This is a genomic window from Marinobacter fonticola (assembly GCF_008122265.1).
GTDB lineage: Bacteria > Pseudomonadota > Gammaproteobacteria > Pseudomonadales > Oleiphilaceae > Marinobacter_A > Marinobacter_A fonticola.
The window spans coordinates 2763265-2784501 of record NZ_CP043042.1; the positions used below are offsets into that span (position 1 = coordinate 2763265).

The 21237-nt window shown below is 56.5% G+C and carries 13 protein-coding genes; 8 read left to right on the forward strand and 5 right to left on the reverse strand.

All coding sequences use genetic code 11. The annotated features are described in order from the left end of the window. Position 1: 1 nt before the first annotated feature. Positions 2-598 (forward strand): DUF2931 family protein, encoded by a 597-nt coding sequence (locus tag FXO11_RS12235; protein ID WP_148863232.1) that lies wholly within the window; start codon positions 2-4, stop codon positions 596-598. Between the two features lie 120 nt (positions 599-718). Here FXO11_RS12235 and FXO11_RS12240 read toward each other — a convergent pair whose 3' ends face one another. Then, on the reverse strand, positions 719-2233 hold the full coding sequence (locus tag FXO11_RS12240) for a fumarate hydratase (protein WP_148863233.1): 1515 nt from the start codon (positions 2231-2233) through the stop codon (positions 719-721). 298 nt (positions 2234-2531) lie between these two features. Between FXO11_RS12240 and FXO11_RS12245 the strand changes: the two genes are divergently transcribed. The 3 genes from FXO11_RS12245 to FXO11_RS12255 all read left to right on the forward strand — a co-directional run bounded on the left by FXO11_RS12245 (position 2532) and on the right by FXO11_RS12255 (position 7824). Then, a complete protein-coding gene (locus FXO11_RS12245; RefSeq protein WP_148863234.1) occupies positions 2532-3305 on the forward strand; it encodes an enoyl-CoA hydratase in 774 nt (257 codons plus the stop codon). Between the two features lie 447 nt (positions 3306-3752). Continuing rightward, a complete protein-coding gene (locus FXO11_RS12250) occupies positions 3753-6521 on the forward strand; it encodes a hypothetical protein (RefSeq protein WP_148863235.1) in 2769 nt (922 codons plus the stop codon). 163 nt (positions 6522-6684) lie between these two features. Next, positions 6685-7824: a GGDEF domain-containing protein gene (locus FXO11_RS12255; protein WP_148863236.1), complete on the forward strand. Its 1140-nt coding sequence runs from the start codon at positions 6685-6687 to the stop codon at positions 7822-7824. 203 nt (positions 7825-8027) lie between these two features. On the opposite strand, the gene FXO11_RS12260 is transcribed toward FXO11_RS12255, so the two are convergent. From FXO11_RS12260 to FXO11_RS12270, 3 genes are all read right to left on the reverse strand, one after another. Then, complete coding sequence (locus tag FXO11_RS12260) at positions 8028-10715, reverse strand: penicillin acylase family protein (RefSeq protein ID WP_148863237.1); 2688 nt, start codon at positions 10713-10715, stop codon at positions 8028-8030. 276 nt (positions 10716-10991) lie between these two features. Continuing rightward, positions 10992-12206, reverse strand: a complete 1215-nt coding sequence (locus FXO11_RS12265) for an argininosuccinate synthase (protein ID WP_148863238.1) — start codon at positions 12204-12206, stop codon at positions 10992-10994. A gap of 222 nt (positions 12207-12428) precedes the next feature. Beyond that, the gene (locus tag FXO11_RS12270; RefSeq protein ID WP_227545890.1) at positions 12429-13298 is read right to left on the reverse strand and encodes a flagellar protein MotY; all 870 of its coding nucleotides are present in this window, start codon (positions 13296-13298) and stop codon (positions 12429-12431) included. Positions 13299-13502: 204 nt separating this feature from the next. Here FXO11_RS12270 and pyrC point away from each other — a divergent pair, with 204 nt between their 5' ends. Together pyrC and rnt are read left to right on the forward strand one after the other, a co-directional pair. Further along, a complete protein-coding gene (gene pyrC, locus FXO11_RS12275; RefSeq protein WP_148863239.1) occupies positions 13503-14543 on the forward strand; it encodes a dihydroorotase in 1041 nt (346 codons plus the stop codon). Positions 14544-14704: 161 nt separating this feature from the next. Then, positions 14705-15337 carry a ribonuclease T gene (gene rnt / locus FXO11_RS12280; RefSeq protein ID WP_148864904.1) on the forward strand — a complete coding sequence of 211 codons (633 nt, stop codon included), beginning with the start codon at positions 14705-14707 and terminating at the stop codon, positions 15335-15337. Between the two features lie 75 nt (positions 15338-15412). On the opposite strand, the gene FXO11_RS12285 is transcribed toward rnt, so the two are convergent. Next, positions 15413-17398 (reverse strand): SDR family oxidoreductase, encoded by a 1986-nt coding sequence (locus FXO11_RS12285; protein WP_148863240.1) that lies wholly within the window; start codon positions 17396-17398, stop codon positions 15413-15415. A gap of 445 nt (positions 17399-17843) precedes the next feature. On the opposite strand from FXO11_RS12285, the gene FXO11_RS12290 reads away from it, so the two are divergent. Both FXO11_RS12290 and FXO11_RS12295 read left to right on the forward strand, forming a co-directional pair. Then, the gene (locus tag FXO11_RS12290; protein WP_148863241.1) at positions 17844-18143 is read left to right on the forward strand and encodes a hypothetical protein; all 300 of its coding nucleotides are present in this window, start codon (positions 17844-17846) and stop codon (positions 18141-18143) included. Positions 18144-18384: 241 nt separating this feature from the next. Next, positions 18385-21219 (forward strand): insulinase family protein, encoded by a 2835-nt coding sequence (locus FXO11_RS12295; protein WP_227545891.1) that lies wholly within the window; start codon positions 18385-18387, stop codon positions 21217-21219. The last annotated feature ends 18 nt before the right edge of the window (positions 21220-21237 follow it).

Consider the following 21237-nt stretch of genomic DNA (forward strand, 5'->3'; position numbering starts at 1 on the left):
CATGCACCTCAAAAAAATAATGATTGCCCTGCTTATTGGATTGATTCTTTCCGGATGTGCCTCTCAGCCTGATAACAGTCTTAAGGCATACGTGGGTGTTGCGGCGCCTCAACACTATAAAGTCTGGGTTGAACATCTTGAACTTGAAGCCTCGGGCGTCAGGCACTGGCGTATGCCGATGGGGAATGTTGGGTGTTGCTGGCGAGGTCCCCGTGGACCGTCGGGATCAGGTGGTTTCATGGAGCCTTTCCCGAACTATATCGCTATCCAATGGTTCTCGTTTGCCGAGCAGAAATTTTATCAGAGGCTGTTTTCTTTACCGGAAGGGCTGGAAGACAGAATGCGCGAGCACGCGACCTACACCACCAGCATGGGAACATTCAGCCGTCCACGGGACATTCTTACTATCGGGCTAGCCCCGGGCGGCCAGATTGTTCTCTGGATTCAGAACCAGATCGGCAACGAAATTGAAGTGGGGCGATTACAAGCCAATGAGATTGAAGGTGACGCATCGCGGTATCAGGTACGCACAGAAGAATATCTTCAGCGCAGCGGGGAGTACATCGAGGAACACGGCGTTCCGACTGAGGGATGGTAGACCAAGCTGACCATATGCAGCGCGAGACTTCGACTTCAGCTTTATCAAATCATTTAACGTCAAGAGTTCAGAGATACGAAGGGGCCGACAAAGGCCCCCTCTTCTGCTATGTAGCCAGAATCACACCGCCTTGGCCGCAATGATCTTCTCGTGCCATTCCACCGGGCCGGTCTGGTGCACCGACGTCCCCTTAGAGTCCACCGCCACGGTTACCGGCATGTCTTCTACTTCGAACTCGTAGATGGCTTCCATCCCCAGTTCTTCGAAGGCGACGACCTCGGCTTTCTTGATGGCCTTGGACACCAGGTAGGCCGAACCGCCGACAGCCATGAGATAGACTGCGCCGAATTCTCTAATGGCGTCGATCGCGACCTGGCCACGTTCCGCCTTACCGATCATGCCGGTGAGGCCGGTCTGCTCCAATAGGGTTTTCGTGAACTTGTCCATGCGCGTTGCGGTGGTCGGGCCCGCGGGACCTACCACCTCTTCGCGTACCGGGTCGACCGGACCCACGTAATAGATGAATCGGCCTTTCAGGTCCACCGGCAGTTCTTCTCCCCGAGACAGCATATCGACCATCTTCTTATGGGCGGCGTCGCGGCCTGTCAGCATCTTGCCGGAGAGCAGGACGGTTTCGCCCGGCTTCCAGTCCTTGACGTCTTCCGGTGTTACCGTATCCAGATTCACCCGGCGAACATCGTCACCCACTTCCCAGGTGATCTCCGGCCAGTCATCCAGGCTCGGCGGCGTCTGGAGGGACGGGCCCGAGCCATCCAAGACGAAATGAGCGTGGCGGGTGGCAGCGCAGTTGGGAATTATCGCCACGGGCTTGTTGGCCGCGTGGGTCGGATAATCCTTAACCTTCACATCCAGCACCGTGGTTAGGCCACCGAGACCCTGGGCGCCGATACCCAACTCGTTCACCTTGTCGAAAAGCTCAAGACGCAGCTCTTCGGCCCGGTTGGTCGCGCCGCGTTCTTTCAGGTCGTGGATGTCGATCGGGTCCAGCAGTGACTCCTTCGCCAGCTCCATCGCTTTTTCGGCCGTGCCACCAATGCCGATGCCGAGCATCCCCGGCGGGCACCAGCCCGCGCCCATCTGCGGAACCATTTTCAGCACCCAATCCACCACGGAATCGGACGGGTTAAGCATGGCAAACTTGGACTTGGCTTCGGAACCACCGCCCTTGGCGGCGACATGGACGTCAACGGTGTTGCCGGGTACCAGCTTGTAGTGGATAACGGCTGGCGTATTGTCCTTGGTGTTCTGGCGCTTACCATCCGGATCCGCCAGCACCGAGGCGCGCAAAACATTGTCCGGGTGGGTATAGGCGCGGCGAACGCCCTCGTTGATGATGTCATCCAGCGGCATATCCGCATCCCAGCTGACATCCATACCGACGGTGACGAAAACCGTCACGATACCGGTGTCCTGGCAGATCGGACGCTTGCCCTGGGCGCACATCCGCGAATTGATCAGGATTTGGGCCATGGCATCCTTGGCGGCCTGGGACTCTTCCTTTTGATAGGCCTCGTACACACCCTGAATAAAATCCTTCGGGTGATAGTAGGAAATGAACTGCAGTGCATCGGCAACGCTTTCGATCAGGTCGTCCTGGCGAATCACTGTGGTCATGTCGGCTCTCATCAGTTGGGAGACTGTCTAGTCTTGGAAATACGGCCAGTCATTACGAACGGCTGGCCCGGCAATGGCACCTTGAAATTGCGCGGTAGTTTACCCGATTCGCCGGATTGAATCAGCGTATGGTGACCGTAAGCGTCGCCTATGAATGATCCCGACAACTGAGAAGCGCTAGGATGGTGCGCAATCAAATGACTCTTTGCCCGATATCTTTTGCTTAATATCTTTGCAATTGACTGGCAAGTTTGGCTTTAATCCCACGACAGACCAACAATGAGCCCAGGAGCTGAGTGTGAGCGAGCTGATCCAGACCGAACGCCAGGACCGCGTACTGATCGTCCGAATTAATCGCCCCGAGCGCAAGAACGCCCTCAACCACGCGATGTACACGGCGCTGGCCGAGGCCGTGGAAACCGCCGAGCACGACATCAATATCCGTTGCACCTTGTTCACCGGCAGTAGTGACTGCTTTACTGCTGGCAACGACTTGGGCGATTTCGCCGAGGGCCTGCCGGGCGAATTCGAATCCAGCCCCGTTGGCCGCTTCCTGTTCGGCCTCGCGAACGCCACCAAGCCGGTGGTAGCCGCCGTCAATGGCCCCGCAGTAGGCATTGGCACCACCATGCTATTACATTGCGATCTGGTGTTTGCCGGTAACAACACCCGTTTTCAGATGCCCTTTGCCAACCTGGGCTTGTGCCCGGAGGGCGGCTCCAGTTTGTTGCTGCCCATGTGGTTAGGCCGCGCCCGTGCCAGCGAGCTACTCATGCTCGGAGGCGCCTTTACCGCCGAGCAGGCCGATCGTCTGGGCCTGATTAATCATATCTGCACTCCGGAAACCACCGAGCAAACGGCTTTGGACGCCTGTCAGGCCCTGGCTGCCCAACCTCCGGCCGCAATCCGCGCCACCAAGGCTCTCATCAGTCGACCTAACAAAGACACACTCCGTGCGACGCTGTTGGCCGAAGGCGAACTGTTCGGTGAACGCCTCAAATCGGCGGAAGCGACCGAGGCCTTTGCCGCCTTCAAAGAGAAACGTAAACCGGACTTCAGTCCGTTCGACTAAGGGCTCATTCCAACGAACCGAGGGCGTGCCCTATTAAGGGTTCGGGCTATCGCAAACACGGGTTGAGGATGCGACAGAAGCCGTCTCGTCACTCGACAAACCCGCAGGTGCGATCTATTTTTTCAAACAGGCCCGCTTCACTGCACAGAGCATGGAAACCTCTGATCGAGTCTATTGGCGAGCGAGAATCGCCGGCAGACTCCATCAGAGGTTCCAAAAATCACACTTTAGAGCGATCAACAGGTTTCTCTCTCTTTCGTTATAGTCAGAGTGATAGAAACCAGCGCTGGCCGGGGACACTGGACGAAAAGGTTACCCCACAGGTTTTCAGACAGTTTTTCAGACAACTTTTCAGACAATACAGGCGACTGACAAAAGGCTTACGGGCAAACCGAACCGGTCAGTGCCGACAATAACGACACAACAACAGGAAAAGGTTCCACTTCCATGTTCAAAAAAACGCTAATAAGCCTTGCCGTGGCGTCTTCCGTTGGACTTACCGGCTGTCTTGATGACGGCTCCTCGGGGAAAAATGCGAATCCGGATTATCAGATCAGTAACCCGAACTTTGATGGCAAGACCTGGCCTATTTTCAACCCGCTTCAAAGCAAGTTGCCTATCCCGAACGATCTGATTTTCGATTCCGAGCAAGGCGATGGAACCTTCGGTGTTAGCGATTCGTCCCCGCCTGTTACCACGGCTCTGAACGAGCTTAGTGGCGCGTCCACGGTGGCACCGGCGGTGATCCAGTTCAACGGGCAGATCGATGCATCGACCGTCGTTGCCGGCAAAACCGTTTTTCTACTTGAGTTAACTTACGCCAGTGGCGATCCCGTTCAGGGTCTCGGTAATCAAGAGCCACCTACCGTGGCCGGTCTTGCCAATGTCCGCGCTGATGTCGTCACGCTCGATGGCACTTCGGCTATCCGCGTACTGCCGCTTGAGCCTCTCGATCCTCGTAAGCGCTACGTCGCTGCAGTCACCACCGATATTAAAGATGTAAACGGCGACAATATTGTAGGTTCACCGTCGTATCAGAGCTTGTCGGATGCCGAACAGCCGGTTGGTAACGAGGCGCTTGCGCCCGTCAAAGCCTTGATCACAGGCTTGTGGGAACCTCTGGTGCAAGCGGCCACCCAGCTTCCGGCCAGCAAGATCGCTCTGAGCTACAGCTTTACAACCTCAAATGACGAAAAGGTTCTCCAGTACATTGCAGAACCTGGAGCCTGGTTCTCGGACCAGCTCTCCATCTTTGTTAAAGTTTCTGCGGCCAAGGCGGCTATGCAAGGTGGAGCGTCTGACTACGCTTCAGTCTCAGCCGTCGTCGAAGGTGCCGTATCGACGTTCCCAACGCCCGAGCTGAAGGTCGCTTTGTCACCGATTTTCGATGCGCCTCCACCGTCGGGCTGCAATGGTCTAACCGGCCAAAACGCATTCGATTGCGCTGGCACAGGCTTGGCGGGCAGCTTTGCCTCATTGCTGCCGCCGCTCAAGGCGCGTGGTGCGGACGATTTCAACTTTGATCTCGCCTCTCTCAAGCCGGTGCCTCTGGTATCTGCGGTGACCAGCCCCATTCTCACGAGTTTGGGCGCCGACTCGGATAGCGTCCTGGCTGCACAGGGTACCGTGTCTCTACCGTACTACCTTGGCACGTCGGCTCCCGGAGTGGTTACTGAAAGCTGGGAGGCCGATAGCACCCTGGCGTCTACCTTGAACAAGACGTTTGAAAGCTTGGGCTTAACGATCCCTCAGGCGGATCCGTCGGTGTCGACAGCGGTTAACTACGTCTTTCCGTTCCCGAAGAAGCAAGCGGACGTGGAGGTACCGGTACTGGCGCTGCTGCCGAATCCAGCGGATTTCCCCAGCCCGGTTGGGGTGATCATGTATCAGCATGGTATTACGACAGATCGTAGTTCGGCGCTGACCTTTGGTACTGCGCTTGCAGCGAAAGGTTATGCCGTTATTGCAATTGATCAGCCGTTGCATGGTGTGGCGCCGTTTACAGAAGCTGAACAACGTGAGCTGGGGAACACCTTGCTGCAGTCCGGTCAAAACAACGGCTTGCCTGCCAGTTTGGCGCCCTCGGAAACCAATGTCGATAGTTTGATTGCGGGCCAGCTCAACGTAGGATTCGTTGCCGCTGCTACCGGCCAAACGCCAGAGCAAGCTCAAACAACGATCAATACCGTTTTGGGAGGCGGCACGACCACAGACCCGGGCCTTGATGCAGCAATCAAGTTCCTTGCATCGGCCGAAAACACCGTAGCCAACGCTGGCAGCACCATCCCCGGACTCGCGCCAATGGCTGAGAACGAGCGCCATTTCGGGTTGTACGCGCCTCAGCCCAGCTCTCCAGCTCCGATCAGCTACGAGAACGGCGTGGGTGACTCCGGAAGCCTGTTTATCAACCTGACAAGCTTCCTGACGACTCGAGACAACCTGCGCCAGAGCGTCGTCGATCAGATCAACCTCCGTGCAAGCCTGCAAGAAGCGTTGACTATCGGCCCGGTAAGCATTCCAGCTAATAGCGATGTTTACTTTGCCGGTCATTCACTGGGCACCATCACGGGCACGCCGTTCGTTGCATCGGTGAATGCTAACCAGACCGTCGGCGTTAACCCGAAGGTCGCTGGCAATGACATCATTTCTGCAAGCATGTTGACGCCCGGCGGCGGCATTGTTCGCCTTCTCGAGAACTCGCCCACTTTCGCCCCACGCATCCTGCTCGGCCTGCAACAGTCGGCCGGTCTGGAGCAAGGCGACGCCAACCTGGAATCGTACTTCAATGTCTTCCAGGCGACGGTGGACACAGCGGATCCAATCAACTTCGTCGACAACCTGTCGACCTCAGGCACACCCGTGCTCTACTCCGAAGTTGAGAACGACGCGGTTATCCCGAATGCCGCTGACGAGCAGCGCTGGGGCATCGCCGCGCTCGACAACACGTTTACACCAGCTCAAACGGGCTTGCCTGTTAACGTCACGGTGGATAGCTTCAGTGCACCGCTCGCAGGCACTCGCCCATTGAGCCTGGGACTGGACGGTGGCCTGGAAGATCCGCTCTTCTCCCAGTATGAGCAGGCAACCTACCCGCCGGCCGAAGGTGAGGATCCGCTGAGCCACAGCACGCCGGTATCCGCATCGCCAGCCGCAGCTTTCGCAAATATGGTAGGCGAAACCTGTGTAACCTTTGGTGGTTGCGCAGCTTCCAACTAAAAACCTTCTGAGACCGTTCGTTAAGGCCCTCGCAAAGCGAGGGCCTTTTCTTTTGTCACTCACCCCAAGTCTTATCCTTTGATAATTGAACGTTCCACTACCTCCCGTTTTGACTACACTTCACGTAAGTTAACTCGCTATAAACCTAACAAGAACCCTATCAATGTCTTCCAACCCCGTCGCCGCAGCCGATAGCGCACAACATACGATGAGTACCGACGTCCAGGCCAACCAGCGCCTTCGAAAACGCCGACTGGGCATGTCGTTCATTTCCTACCAAGTTACATTGGCGATAGTCGTGCTCTGTTGGACCCTGGACATGGTGCCGATAAGGGTTGTGCTGGAATTTTGGGTCTTTTCGCTGATCATTAATGCTGGCTTCTTTCTGCTCATCCACTTCAATCTCAACCTGAAATTCAGGGATCCCAGCATGACCGGGCTGCAGATGGTGTTATCGATCCTGCCGCCAATTTGGGTAATGTACTTCCTCGACGCGGGCCAGGCCCGTGCCATATTCCTGATGATTGCTATCGTCCCTGCCCTGTATGGCATTCTCGCCTTGCGTACTCGAGAGTTCCTGCTGGTGGGGTTCTGGTATTTCCTGCTCTATGGGGTCCTGCTCCTAGCCATCGGATTAACCAAGCCCGATGTGCTTGCGCCGACGCTGTCTATCGAGATCATCCAGATGCTGGCCTTTACGCTAGTCATGGCCCAGATTGCCACTATTGGCGGGTTCATCAGTGGCCTCAGAGGGAAGCTGCGCAAGCGGAACCGAGAACTCAACGAAGCTATGGCGCGTATTCAGGAGCTCGTCAACATCGACGAACTTACCGGTGTGTTTAACCGCCGGCGTTTATTCGAGGTGCTCAGCGAAGAGTCGAATCGCCACAGCCGCGCGCAAGGGCCATTCAGCATCTGTATCCTGGATATCGATTATTTCAAGCAGGTCAATGATACCCATGGCCACCAGGCTGGGGATGACATGCTCAAGACGGTAGCTCAAACCGTGAATGAGAGCCTGCGCCAAATAGACTGTTTTGGCCGCTACGGTGGCGAGGAGTTTCTCATGGTTCTGCCGCAGACGCCGCTAACGGGTGCCCGTACCAAGGCGGACCGGGTGCGCCAAACCATTGAGAGCCTTTCATTCGACCAGATTAAAGACGGTCTTCGCATTTCGGTATCGATTGGTGTTGCGCAATACCGTGAGGGGGAGACGATAGAAGATACCATCGCCCGGGCCGATGAGGCCCTTTATAAAGCCAAGCAACAGGGCAGGAACCAAGTCGTTGGTGAAGATGGCTAAAGAAGGAGATTATGACAGCTTTCAACTCGAGTCTAGACCGATACGAAGCGCCTTCCCGCTAAAAATCTACCGGTCGTAGCAATACGCTGGTTCGGTAATTTTCTGTTTCGACCCGCTTGGGGTTCTGAACATAAAAAAGAAAGGCCGGCTTGCCACCGACCTTTCTCCTCGTTACTTTCTTCTCATCACTTTCTTCGTGTCACTTACTCGTCATCGCTTGAGATCGTGATCTCGCCCTGGGGCAGCAGATTCGCCATGATCTCAGCTTCCGTGAACAACAGTTTGCGAGCGTTCTTGTCAGAGTAACGCTGGCTCTGGTCGACGAAATACGGCGATGTGGAATCGGTGGACTGTGAGTAACTCACCAAACCATAAGCCTCGGGTCCATTATCGGTAAACTCGAGGCCAAAGAGCCAGCTTGAGCCTTGGGCCACTTTCCAGCCCTCTCCCGAATTAGCCGAGACGCCTCCCGCGAAACGGTTGCCAGCAGCATCGCGGAATGCAGGCGTATTCATTCGTGGGATCACGGTATCTTCCGCGAATACACTATCGGCTACGCCAATCGCATTGAAAGCACCATCCACATCGCTGTGTCCACCATGCCAGGGAATTTTCGGGCTCTGGGCGACAACGCCAGAAGGATCGCCACCCGGCGGAACACCACCTGTTGGCTGGTAGTACTGTACGTCACCCAGCGCGGCTGCCGGGTCGATGCCCGCAGCATCCAACACCGTTAAACCGGCTGCCAGGGATTGCAGCATCGGATCGTCGGGCGTGCCTGCCTGGGCCGCCGAAGGATCGGCCGGCGTATACACCGGGTTTGCAGGATCGAACGGCGTTTGCAGATCGTTCGGAAAACTGCGGGTGTAGATATCGTTAAACGCACGGAACGTATGAGCCCCGGTGCTATCGAGATCGTAGGTGCCGTTCCAGCCGGCCAGCGCGGCGCAGCCATCGGAAACCACTCTGGAGCCACCATTGAGGTCAGGATCGATAGGCAGGATCTCATCGGGTACGTTCACAGGGTTATCGGCAATGACTTCGCACCGATTCAGGAGTTCGCCGAGATACTGCTCCGAATACCAGGCCCGGTTATTCCAGATCGTACCGGCCAGCTCCTCTGCACTAAACCGTCCGTCCTGTCCCGCAGGCGCCGGAGTGTCCGAATCGAGGCCGTGTTCCATCGGATTCTGCAGCATCTTGATACCAAGACGCGTCCGCGGATTGATCGGGGCATTCTCCGCTCCAAAAAGCGGGGAGTAGCCAGTCAGAAACTCGTCCGGGTTAGTGGCCCAATGGCTGCTATTGGAGTTCTGGACCCAATCGGTTCGCACCAGCTTCGGCTTATCTTTGTACGGAACAAGACCGTCGCACTTGCCTTTTACCCAATCGTCACGAGAGGTACTGCCATCGAGGAGGGTCAACCCAGCCTCGAACAGGGCGTTGTACTCTGGGCTGGCACCACGCTTTGCAGCGATGGTGGCCAAGGCGGCCGGTGAAAGATTCGGCACAGAACTGCTATCGATATAAAACGCGTTGCCCTGGTCGTCCGCGTAGATGGTGTTGGTCCAGAGTGTAGAACCACATTGGCGGAAGACGCCCTGGAACTCTTTTAGCGTCGTGGCGCGGCTCATTTCCAGCCACGTACCCAGCAGGTCACTGGTATCGCCATTGGCGTCCCGATAGCTGTAGGCGACGGTTGCGCCTTGAGCATTAGTCTCGCCCCATTTGGGTAAACCGCCTCCCGTTACGGCATTGGCTGAAAGCATGGGGCCGTATTCGGAGTAGAAGAATTTCCGTTCCAGAACCGTTGGCGTCGATGTGCCGTTGGCCACCTCGATTTGTACAGTCTTGGCCGTGATCGGCTTCTCTTTGCCATCCTTCACGTAAGTCATGTTGTCGCCCGTCTTGAGCCTCAACTCATACAGCGTAAAGCGACGACTAATCGAGTTTGTGTGCGACCAGGCCAAGTTTTCATTGAAGTTGATTAATGGAACGGCTGTCCCCAATAGACCGGCGCCATTAACATTCAGGTAACCCGGAACGGTCATCTGCATCTGGTAAAGCCGACGATGACCCGTGTAGGGGAAATGTGGGTTGGCGAGCAATGCGCCCCGGCCCTGCTCAGTCATGCCTCGACCAACGGCCCAGGCGTTACTGGCCAGCCCGGTTTCATTAAAGTTGGTTCGGCTCGCAGCGAGCAATCTGGCGCTCTCGGCCATACGACTTGGAAGAGAGTCTGGCTCCGCTTCTGTTTGTGCAATCGCGGGCATGGGAGCCGGGGAGACTTCGGGCGGTACTGCGAGGAATACAGCCCCCGTGGAAAACAGTAACCCGCTCGCGTATTGACCGATAATACGGTAGTGAGCGATCAGGTCGGTGGGCTCTATCTGCTTGACCCACGGCTGATTACGACATTCGGGGGGAAAATCCGATGCCGGCGTTTGCTCAACGTATTTGTTGTAACCAGCGGTGAAGCCGTCGATCAGTGCGCGGTTCCTCCAGGACAACTCGGGATAGTCTTCCTGGGCGCCACTGAGGATGCCTTGCGCCTTGAACGAGAAGTCGCTGATGACATTCATATCACCAGCTCCGGGCCCAAAATACTTCGCCCGCTCGCCCCTCGCTTTGACAATAGCCTCAGCAAGCACGCAAATGTTGTCCTTGGCTTGGACGTAGCCCGCACCAAAAGCAGCGGAAGATAGATCATCCGCCTTGATGTGCGGCACACCGTTGGTCGTGTATCGGATGGTGGCCTGAAACCCAGCGTCATCATCCGGGTATAACGGTTCATCGAAACAGCCGCCCAGCAGAAGACTACCTACTAAAGCGACACCTATTTTCAGCTCACGCTTGCCGGGGCGTTGGAGCCCCAATTTGAAATTTTTCATTTTAAATGTCCATTCCTTGGATTGAACAATTGCGAAAGAGTCATTAAAACTGTTTCATCTTTCAGCCTAGCAGAGGTTTTTAAGCCCTACACAAAACATAAGGTACGTTTCTCAGATTTTCAGAATCTGTAGCATAAGCATAAAGGTTCCATGAAATTTTTATGAATATTTACAGTGTTTTACTACAAATTCAGCGCTAAAAAAGGGCCACTCCATGTAGAGCAGCCCTTTTAGCGATGAGTCCAAGGACACTTATAACAGTAAGTCCAAGGACTATTAGCTCAACTTCCGGCCTTTACTCGCAGCAATGCGCAAACGCAACGCATTCAGCTTGATAAAGCCGGCCGCGTCTTTCTGATCGTAGGCCCCCTGATCCTCCTCGAACGTGGCGATTTTTTCGTCGAACAGCGAATCGTCGGACTTGCGGCCAACCACTTCGACGTTGCCCTTATAAAGTTTCAGGCGAACGGTGCCGTTGACGTACGTTTGAGTCTGGTCGATCAGTGCCTGCAGGGCCTGGCGCTCCGGGGACCACCAGTAGCCATTGTAGATCACCTCGGCATAGCGCGGCATCAGGCTATCTTTCAGATGCCCCACTTCGCGGTCCAGCGTGATGGACTCGATGGCTCGGTGCGCGCGGAGCATGATGGTGCCGCCGGGGGTTTCGTAGCAGCCGCGAGACTTCATACCGACGTAACGATTTTCGACGATATCGATACGGCCGATCCCGTTATCCCCGCCGATTTTATTGAGATTGGTGAGAACTTCGTGTGGCCTCAGGGGTTCGCCATCGATGGCGACGATGTCGCCCTTTTCATAGGTCAGCTCGATGTAAGTCGGCTTGTCGGGCGCCGCTTCCGGAGCAACGCTCCAGCGCCACATATCGTCTTCCGCCTCGGCCCAAGGGTCTTCCAGCACCATCCCCTCGTAGGAGATGTGCAGCAGGTTGGCGTCCATGGAGTAAGGCGACTTGCCCTTCTTCTTCTCGACCGGGATGTTGCGTTCTTCGCAGTAAGCCAGAAGCTTCTCACGAGAGTTCAGATCCCACTCGCGCCAGGGGGCGATCACGTGGACACCGGGTTTAAGGGCGTAGGCGCCCAACTCGAAACGAACCTGATCGTTGCCCTTGCCGGTAGCACCGTGAGAAATAGCGTCCGCGCCGGTTTCGTTGGCGATTTCGATCAAGCGCTTGGAAATCAGTGGGCGGGCGATAGACGTACCCAGCAGATACTCGCCCTCGTAAACGGTATTGGCTCGGAACATCGGGTAGACGAAATCACGCACGAATTCCTCACGCAGGTCTTCGATGTAGATTTCCTTAACGCCTAGCGTTTCCGCCTTGGCGCGCGCCGGCTCTACTTCCTCGCCCTGCCCCAGGTCGGCTGTGAAGGTAACGACTTCACAGTTATAGGTATCCTGAAGCCAGCGCACGATGACCGAGGTGTCCAGGCCACCGGAATAGGCTAGCACTACCTTATTGATGTTCGACATGCCGATGCTCCGATCAAAATGAATGAACAGAGGATGACGACACAGGCCAACTGCTGCCGATATCCTCTGAAACTCAACGAGGGGCGACATTGTACGGCAGCGCAGGCCCGCATCCAATTGGATTGACGGAAAAGACACTACATCCACTACATCGCCGGGATTGGCAGGCTAAGATGCCTCGGCATTCAAACCTGATCGACTGCCGGGAGCCAAAACGGGACATTAGCCATTCTTACTGGGATCGAAATCGGCATCGGCACGCTGCAGGCCGCGGCGCTCTCCTTGGCGCTCCAGCCTGACCGTCGTGCGGCGGTTTTCCGCCGGATTGGATGACGCCGGATAACGCTCGCCGTGGTAGCGGGCCACGATCATATCCTGGGCGATGCCGTTGGCTATGAGGTACTCGGCCACTGCGTTGGCGCGCTCTTCGGACAGGGAACGGTTGTGGATGCGGCTACCGCTGTTGTCGGTGTGGCCATCGACATAGATTTGACTGATGGTGCTATCGGCCTGGACAAACTGAATAACCTTATCCAGCCGGTCCAGATCCGCATTATTCAGTTCGGCACTATCCAGTTTGAACTGGATGCGCGAACGCTGAACTTGGTCGTAGTTGACCGGTAGCAGGCTGGCGACACAGGTTCTGTAATCGCCGAATGTCGCGGGAAAGTTGATGTTGGAAACGCTGACCCGAATCGGCTCCGGCGAGTAGCGGGCATGGCTAGTAACCGTCGGCGCCATACCGGACATCAAGCCTTCGACCATCGCCATCGCACGCGCCGTCTCGACCGTCACCGCGCGGCGGTCGTCGCTCACACTTACCGCTCCCAACGGCCGGGGCGTGGCGCCGGGCCGCCAACTCGGGGCCTCGACATTCAGCGACGCACGCCCGGCTTTCATTAGACGGATATCGGATTCGAGAAAAAATATCAGGTTTTCCCCTGCCCGATGCTGGAACACCGCACGCCCATAACCGGGCACCTCGTGGGTCAACGTGCAACTAAAAACAGAAGACGCAAGATACCATTGGCTGTTCTCGATCCCGGCACCAAAGCTGGCGGCCTCACTGCCCAAGGCGGGTATACAGAGCAAGGGCAAAATCAGTAGAGATCGAAAGGGATATCGCATCGCGTGAGCCATCGGTTGAGCGTAAGTTGCCGTCACTCCAAGTATCGGCCACGGGCGAGAAATCTTTAGGGCCATTCAACCGGAAAAAAGACTTCAATCCGAAGCGAGCCTGGCTTCTGGTATACTGCGGCGCATTACAGATTCACCGTTCAGTACGTAGGAACATCCATGACCACAACTTTGACGCTAACCCGCCCCGACGACTGGCACCTGCATGTCCGGGACGGCGAGGTGCTGGCCGACACGGTACCGGCCTCGGCACGCTGCTTTCATCGCGCGATCATCATGCCCAACCTGGTACCGCCGGTGATCAATGCCGAGCAGGCGCTGGGCTACCGGCAGCGGATTCTGGATGCCCTACCCGCCAAGACCCAATTCGATCCGCTGGTTACGCTTTATCTGACCGAGCAAACCACGCCGGAACAAATCCTTGAAGCACGTGATGCCGGCATTGTCGCGGCCAAGCTCTATCCCGCTGGCGCCACGACCAACTCAGCCTCCGGCGTCACCGACATCCGTAACATCGATGCCGCACTCGCGGCCATGAGCGACTGCGGCATGCTCTTGTTGGTGCACGGGGAAGTCACGGATAACGACATCGATATCTTCGACCGCGAGAAAGCTTTTCTGGACCGAGTGCTGGCTCCCACCCGCGAACGCTTTCCGGAACTGAGGATTGTGCTGGAGCACATCACCACCGCCGACTCAGCGGAATTCGTACGTGCCAGCGATCGCAACCTGGGCGCAACGATTACACCGCAGCACTTGCTGTACAATCGTAATCACATGCTGGTCGGAGGCATTCGCCCGCACTTGTATTGCCTGCCCATTCTGAAGCGCCAGCGTCATCAGCAGGCACTGCAAGATGCCGTCGTCAGTGGCGACAACCGTTTCTTTTTGGGCACGGACTCGGCGCCGCACGACACCAGCCGCAAGGAAACCGCCTGCGGCTGCGCCGGCTGCTTCTCGGCGCCGGCGGCCATCGAACTCTACGCGGAGGCCTTTGACGATCTTGGCGTTTTGGAGAAACTAGAGGCCTTTGCCAGCTTTAATGGTGCGGATTTCTATGGACTGCCGCGCAATAGCGATACGATTACACTGGTGCGCGAGCCTTGGACCCAGGCAGCCTCACTGCCACTCGGCTCAGGCTCCATCACGCCTTTGCGGGCGGGCGAAGCGATTCGCTGGCGACTTCAGGAAACGGCATAATCCGGTTCGAAATGGAGCGCGACCAGAGCAACGCGCCGCCAGAGGTGCCGGTCACAAAGTGACTGAACAGTAGCCGCCAAATATCAACAGTCAGACATCAACAGTTCAGACATCAACAGTAAGGGTACGCAGTGATTGAGGAAGATAAGCCGACCTCTCCGATGGCCGCACGGTTCAGGGGTTTCCTCCCTGTAGTCGTCGACGTGGAATCCGGCGGGTTCAACTCCCGGACTGATGCCCTGCTGGAAATCGCCGCGGTGCTAATCGAAATGGACGACGATGGCTGGTTAAAGCGGGGCGAAACCCTGGCTCATCATGTTCATCCTTTCGATAATGCCAACCTGGAGCAGTCGGCGCTGGACTTTACAGGGATTGACCCCTGGGACCCGGACCGGGAAGCCGTCCACGAGAGCGATGCACTCGCCGATATTTTCAGCCCCATCCGCAAGGCCGTTAAGAATAACGGTTGTAAGCGAGCGGTTCTGGTGGGTCACAACGCCACCTTCGACCATAATTTCCTGTTCGCAGCAGCTGATCGCTGCGGCATCAAACGTAATCCGTTCCATCCTTTTTCGACCTTCGACACAGCGACCCTGGCAGGCCTTGCCTATGGCCATACGGTTCTGGCCCGGGCATGTAAATTAGCGGGTATTCCCTTCAGTAATCGCGAAGCGCATTCCGCCGCCTACGATGCCGAAAAAACCGCCGACCTGTTCTGCGGGATCGTCAACCGCTGGAAAGAACTCGGCGGATTCCCGCCACCGCTGAGCGACTTGGCGGACGAAGTCGAATAGATCCGATGACCTACGGCGAGTAAAACGAAAAAGGGGCGCCATCACCGGCGCCCCGTCGTATACCAGTACAGAACGTTACCAGTAAATACCCCGCATGATCGCCGCGAAGGCCACCTGCTCCGAGGATACCTTGGGTCGTCTTGCACCACGCGCGCCGGAGGCAATGGCGGAATCCGGGAACATCCGGTATCCGGTATTCATCACAATTTCCCCCATTTTTGGTGCCAGCGCATTCAGGACCTGGGCAAAGGTCCCCAATCGTGTAGCGATGCGCTTGGGCCGATGGATAATAGCTTCGGCGACCATGTCCGCCGCCTCGTCGGGCGACAGGGTGGGCACCTGATCATAGATCTTGGTCGGTGCAATCATCGGCGTTTTTACCAGCGGCATGTTGATCGTGGTAAACGTGACGTGGCGGTCCGACCACTCCGCTGCCGCACAACGGCTAAAGGCATCGAGGGCTGACTTCGAAGCCACGTACGCAGAGAAGCGCGGGGCATTGGTCAGCACCCCTATCGAGGAAATGTTGACGATGTGTCCACGCCGGTGCTCGAGCATGCTCGGCGCAAAGCCCATGATCAGACGCACAGAACCGAAGTAGTTCAGTTGCATCGTGCGCTCGAAATCGTGGAAGCGATCAAACGACAGGTCCAGCGACCGGCGGATTGAGCGTCCGGCATTGTTGACCAGCACATCCACATGACCGTGGTTGTCCAGCACGGTTTTCACGAACTCGTCGCATTGCGCCATATCGGAAAAGTCGCATTGGTAGGCGTGAACACTCGCCCCCCGCTCCTCAAGCGATTTGGCAACTTCCTTGAGTCGTTCCGGCTTGCGCGCCCCGATTACCAGAATGGCCCCAGCGTCCGCCAGCTTCTGCGCCGTCGCCAAGCCGATACCGGAGGTAGCGCCAGTAATCACGCAGACCCGGCCTTCGACGGTTCCCTTCAGCGTGCGGTCCTTGAACAGATCCGGGTCCAGGTGGCGCTCCCAGTAATCCCAAATCACAGCCGAATAGTCCGTCAGGCGCGGCACTTGGATGTTGGTTCCCTTCAACACCCGTTCGGTTTCCCGGGCGTCAAAACGGGTTGGATAATTGACGAAGGACATCACCGAGGGCGGAATGCCCATATCGTCCAGTATGGCACTGGTGAGCCGGCGAACCGGCGGCAGATTCTTGAGGCTTTGACGGATAAACGGCGGTATGAAACCGAACATGCGGCTGTCCACGCGCATGGCCATCCGCGGTGCATGGCCCGCTTCGCAGAAAATATTGAGGATCTCCCCCATCTTGTAGGGATCCGTATCCACCAAATGGAAACAGTTGCCGTCCTCGCCTTCCAGGTGAGCAATGTGGTCCAACGCATTCGCCACAAAATCCACGGGAACAATATTGAGACGCCCCCCCTCGATACCGACTGTCGGCACCCATTGGGGCAACGCGGAGCGGATCTTCTGGATCATCTTGAAGAAATAATAGGGGCCGTCGACCTTGTCCATTTCCCCGGTTTCGGAATGGCCAATCACCATCCCCGGGCGATAAATACGGAAGGGTATCTTGCACTCGTAACGGACAACCTTTTCCGCGTCATGCTTGGTTTGCAAATAGGGATGATCGAGCTGCTCGGCTTCCTCGAACATGTCCTCGCGGAACGTACCCTTGAACAGCCCAGCCGCGGCAATGGAGGACACATGATGGAAGCAGCCCGCGTTCATAGCCTGCGCTGCAGCGACAGCCTGATGAGTTCCATCGATGTTCGCCGCACGCTGAGAGGCCTCATCGGCCCCCATGTCGTACACGGCTGCCAGGTGGAAGAAGTGGCGGATGTTGCCCTTCAGGGATTCCAGCGTTGCGTCTTCAATACCGAGATTCGGCTGGGTCAGATCGCCGATGACGGCCTTGAGGCGAGACGCGTCAACGCCATAGCGCTCCCTCAAACGATCCACTTTCTCCAGCGATTGCTCGCGAACCAAAACGTGAACCGTACCACCGCGATTAAGCAGTTTTTCTACTAAAAACCGTCCGATAAACCCGGTTCCACCCGTCAGGAAATAATCCATAATCTGCCCCATCCACTTATTGCTATTGTCTGGAATGTCCGGCCCCGCCTCGAGCAACAGCCCATCGACGCCGTGTTCCCGAAAAATTCGGCCGAATTGTACTCAAGTGCAGTATGCACGTATTGTTGTTTTTTAGAGCATTTACTCTTTAACTCGCTGTTTTAAATTAGATTATTTACTCTATTTTTGACAGCTTTTTGATCTGCCTCGTCAGCGAAGCACGCACTACCACCAGACAGAGCGCTCGTAATGCTCCTCAAAGAGACTAGCACAAGCTTTTGGGCACGCACCTGTCACTTGTTCCATGTTGACGCCCACGGTGCTTGATCAACACTATGTTTTCCTAACGAACGCCCTGTTTTCGTATTTGTTTGCATCTGAGCAAATGCATCGGACCATGCGGAGTGCCATAATCCGCCGCCTTTGAACTTTTCGGGAGGACACCATGTCTGAGAGAAGCGCCAATTCCGAGCGTTATATCAAGATCGCACGAGCCTGCCTGCGGGCCATTAACGAGTCAGGAACCAGCGGCGAAAGCCGCGAAGAGAAAATCCAGAAAGTTTATGACGCTATTGATGACGCCTTCCAGGCCGAGTTCAATGACTATCAGCAGTCGTTGGCGGTTATGGGCTCTGTACTCGAGCGTATTGCCTCGGGTCAGTTAAGCGCGGAGGACGCGGCTACCTTGGCGCGTAAGACGCTAGCTAGCTCGGGCCACAACGTGACACAGAAGCCGGTTCACTGAATTGCGTCGTGGCAACTTTCTATATTTTGGTAGCTTTCTATCACGGGTAGCCTTCGATCCTTGGTGACTTTCAATCCTTGGTAACTTTCGATCATTGGTAACAACATTCTGCCCTTGGCAAACGAAAGGCGACCCCTGTTTTTATGTCAGTCTATTGGCCACCACCACAACTGGCGGCCACCATAATCTGCCACCCATGGCCAGCAACACCATGGCCGGCAACACCCTAAAGAGGAGTTACGTGTTGATTCGTCACGCGCGCCCTACCCGTTCCCTGGCTCAGCTCAGCCTGCTCATTCTGTTTGTTCTTACTCTCGGCTCCGCAACGGCCGCCGTCGATCTCGTTAAGAGCCCGAACGATGATGCCCGATACCGCTATTTGACGCTGGAGAACGGGCTGAAGGTATTGCTGATTTCCAATCCCAGCGCGGACAAGGGTGCCGCGTCGATGAACGTGTCGATCGGTAGCGGCGACGATCCCGCCAACCGGGAGGGCCTGGCTCATTTTCTGGAGCACATGCTCTTTCTGGGCACGGAAAAATATCCAGAGCCGGGTGAATACCAGCAGTTCATCGCCAGCCATGGTGGCGGTCACAACGCCTTCACTTCGTTCCAGGACACTAACTACTTTTTCGATGTGCAGGCCAAGCATCTGGAGCCGGCGCTGGATCGTTTTGCCCAGCAGTTTTCAGCGCCTTTGTTCACTGCCGATCTGGTCGAGCGGGAAATGAATGCCGTGCATTCGGAGTACTCTTCAAAACTCAAAGAAGATAGCCGCCGCTATTTTTCCGCGGAGAAGGCCATCTACAATCCAGAGCACGCCTACAGCCAGTTCGCCGTAGGTAATCTGGAGACGCTGGCCAACCGTCCGGATGACCCGATCCGCGAAGATCTGGTTGCGTTCTGGGAAAATCACTATTCTGCCAACGTGATGTCGTTGGCGGTCTACGGCAAGCAAACCCTGAATGAGCTGGAAAAGATGGTTCGCCCCCGCTTCTCCAAAATCGAGAACCGGGAACTTTCAGCCAAAGAACACACCGCACCCCTGTTCAAGCCCGACTTCCTGCCAGCGTTGATGCGCGTTCAATCGGTCAAGGATTTACGCCAGTTGGAGATGGTCTTTCCCTTGCCGTCGCTGCGGGAGGACTATGCCGTTAAACCCGCCGGCTATGTTGCTAATCTTTTGGGTCACGAGGGCCAGGGCAGCCTGCTCAACGTCCTCAAGTCCGCTGGACTGGCGGAAAGTCTGTCTGCCGGCCAAGGGCTGGATACCGGCCAGAGCAGCAGCCTGAACGTCAGCATGTCGCTTACCCCTAAAGGCCTCGAGCAATGGCGCCAGGTGGTCGACCTCACCTTCGATTACATTCGCATGATTCGAGAGGACGGCATCAAGCAGCGCTATTTCGAGGAAATCCAACAGGTTTCGGACATTGCATTCCGCTTCCAAGAAGCCTCCGAGCCCATCCATAAGGTCAGTCGGCTGGCCATGCAGATGCAGCACGTGGCACCCGAGGATATTCTTCAGGCGCCGTGGATGATGGAAACGTACACGCCGGAGAAGTACCGGCAGGTGCTCGACCGCCTGACGCCTGACAGCGTCCTAATCACCCTTCTATCGCCTGAGTCCCTGCCCGAAAGCGCGCCTCGCACTCAATGGTATGACACGCCCTACCAAGTCAAAGTCCTGGAGTCAGGAGACGTGGGCAAGGCCCCTGAATCGCTGGTAGCCCAGCTTGGACTACCGGACCCAAACCCGTTTATTCCTGAAAACTTTGCCATGGTCGAAGGCGAGACCATGCCGCATCCCGTCGCCCTGGACGCTCCGGGCGCGCCCAAGATCTGGTATGCCCGCGATACCCAGTTCAACACCCCAAAGGCCAACGTTTATCTGAGCCTGCGCTCACCTGAGACCCGCGACTCGGCCCGTGGCCAGGTGCTGACCAGCCTGCTGGTGGACAGTATTCGCGACAATCTCAATGCCTATGCCTACCCGGCCCAGCTCGCGGGCTTGGATTACGCGGTCTACAACCACCTGCGGGGCATTACCCTGCGCGTGGGCGGCTACGACGATAAGCTGCATGTATTGCTGCGCCGCATCATGAACCAGGTGGCCGGTCCGGAAATCGATTCGGAGCGGTTCGAGATCAACCGCAAGCAACTCATCGACGATCTACGCAATCAGAGCAAGGGCAAGCCGGTCCAGCAGGCATCTTCTCAGCTGCAAAGTACGCTGATCGAGGGCGCGTGGTCCGCCGAAGACAAGCTGGAACAGGCGGAAACCGTTACCCTCGACGAACTACAGGCCTTTGCCCGTACGTTCCTCGCCGAAGTGGATCCGGTCATGCTGGCCCACGGCAATCTGACCGAGGCCAGCGTCATCAACCTGCAGCGTCAGGCCAACGCGATCCTGTTCCAGAACAGCGAGATTGTGGACGTACCCCGTAGTGGCATACGGAATTTGCCGGAGGGGCAAACCGACATGGCCGTACAAGTGGACCACCCGGATACCGGGTATGTGCTCTACCTGCAGGGCGATTCCACCCGGTTTGAAGAACGGGCCCGTCATGCCGTGCTGGCACAGATTATTAGCGCGCCTTTCTATGAAAGCCTGCGTACCCGGCAGCAGTTGGGATACATCGTTTCAGCATCTTCCTACGAGATACTGGAAGTGCCCGCGCTGGGCTTCATGGTGCAGTCGCCCTCTGCAGACCTAGCCACCATCGACGAGGCAGTGAGCGGCTTTTTCAACACGTTCGGCAAAACCCTGGCGGAATTCAGCGACACGGATCTGGAACGTGAGAAGCAGGCGGTTTTGAGCCAGCTTCTAGCCCAGGACCGCCGCTTGGGTGAGATATCGGAGCGCTACTGGCGAGAAATCGATCGCGGAGAGTTCGCCTTTAACAGCCGTGAAAAACTGGCCGAAGCGATTCGCAACGTCACTCTTGAGGATATTAGAACGACTTACCAGGGCGCCGTTGATCCGCGCAGCCACGCCCTGCGTGTCTATACCGGCACCGACATTAACGAAGAGCAGGAACAGGTGGATGCGCTACGCAGCGTTCCGTTTGTTTACTGACTGACGTGAAGACCGGCA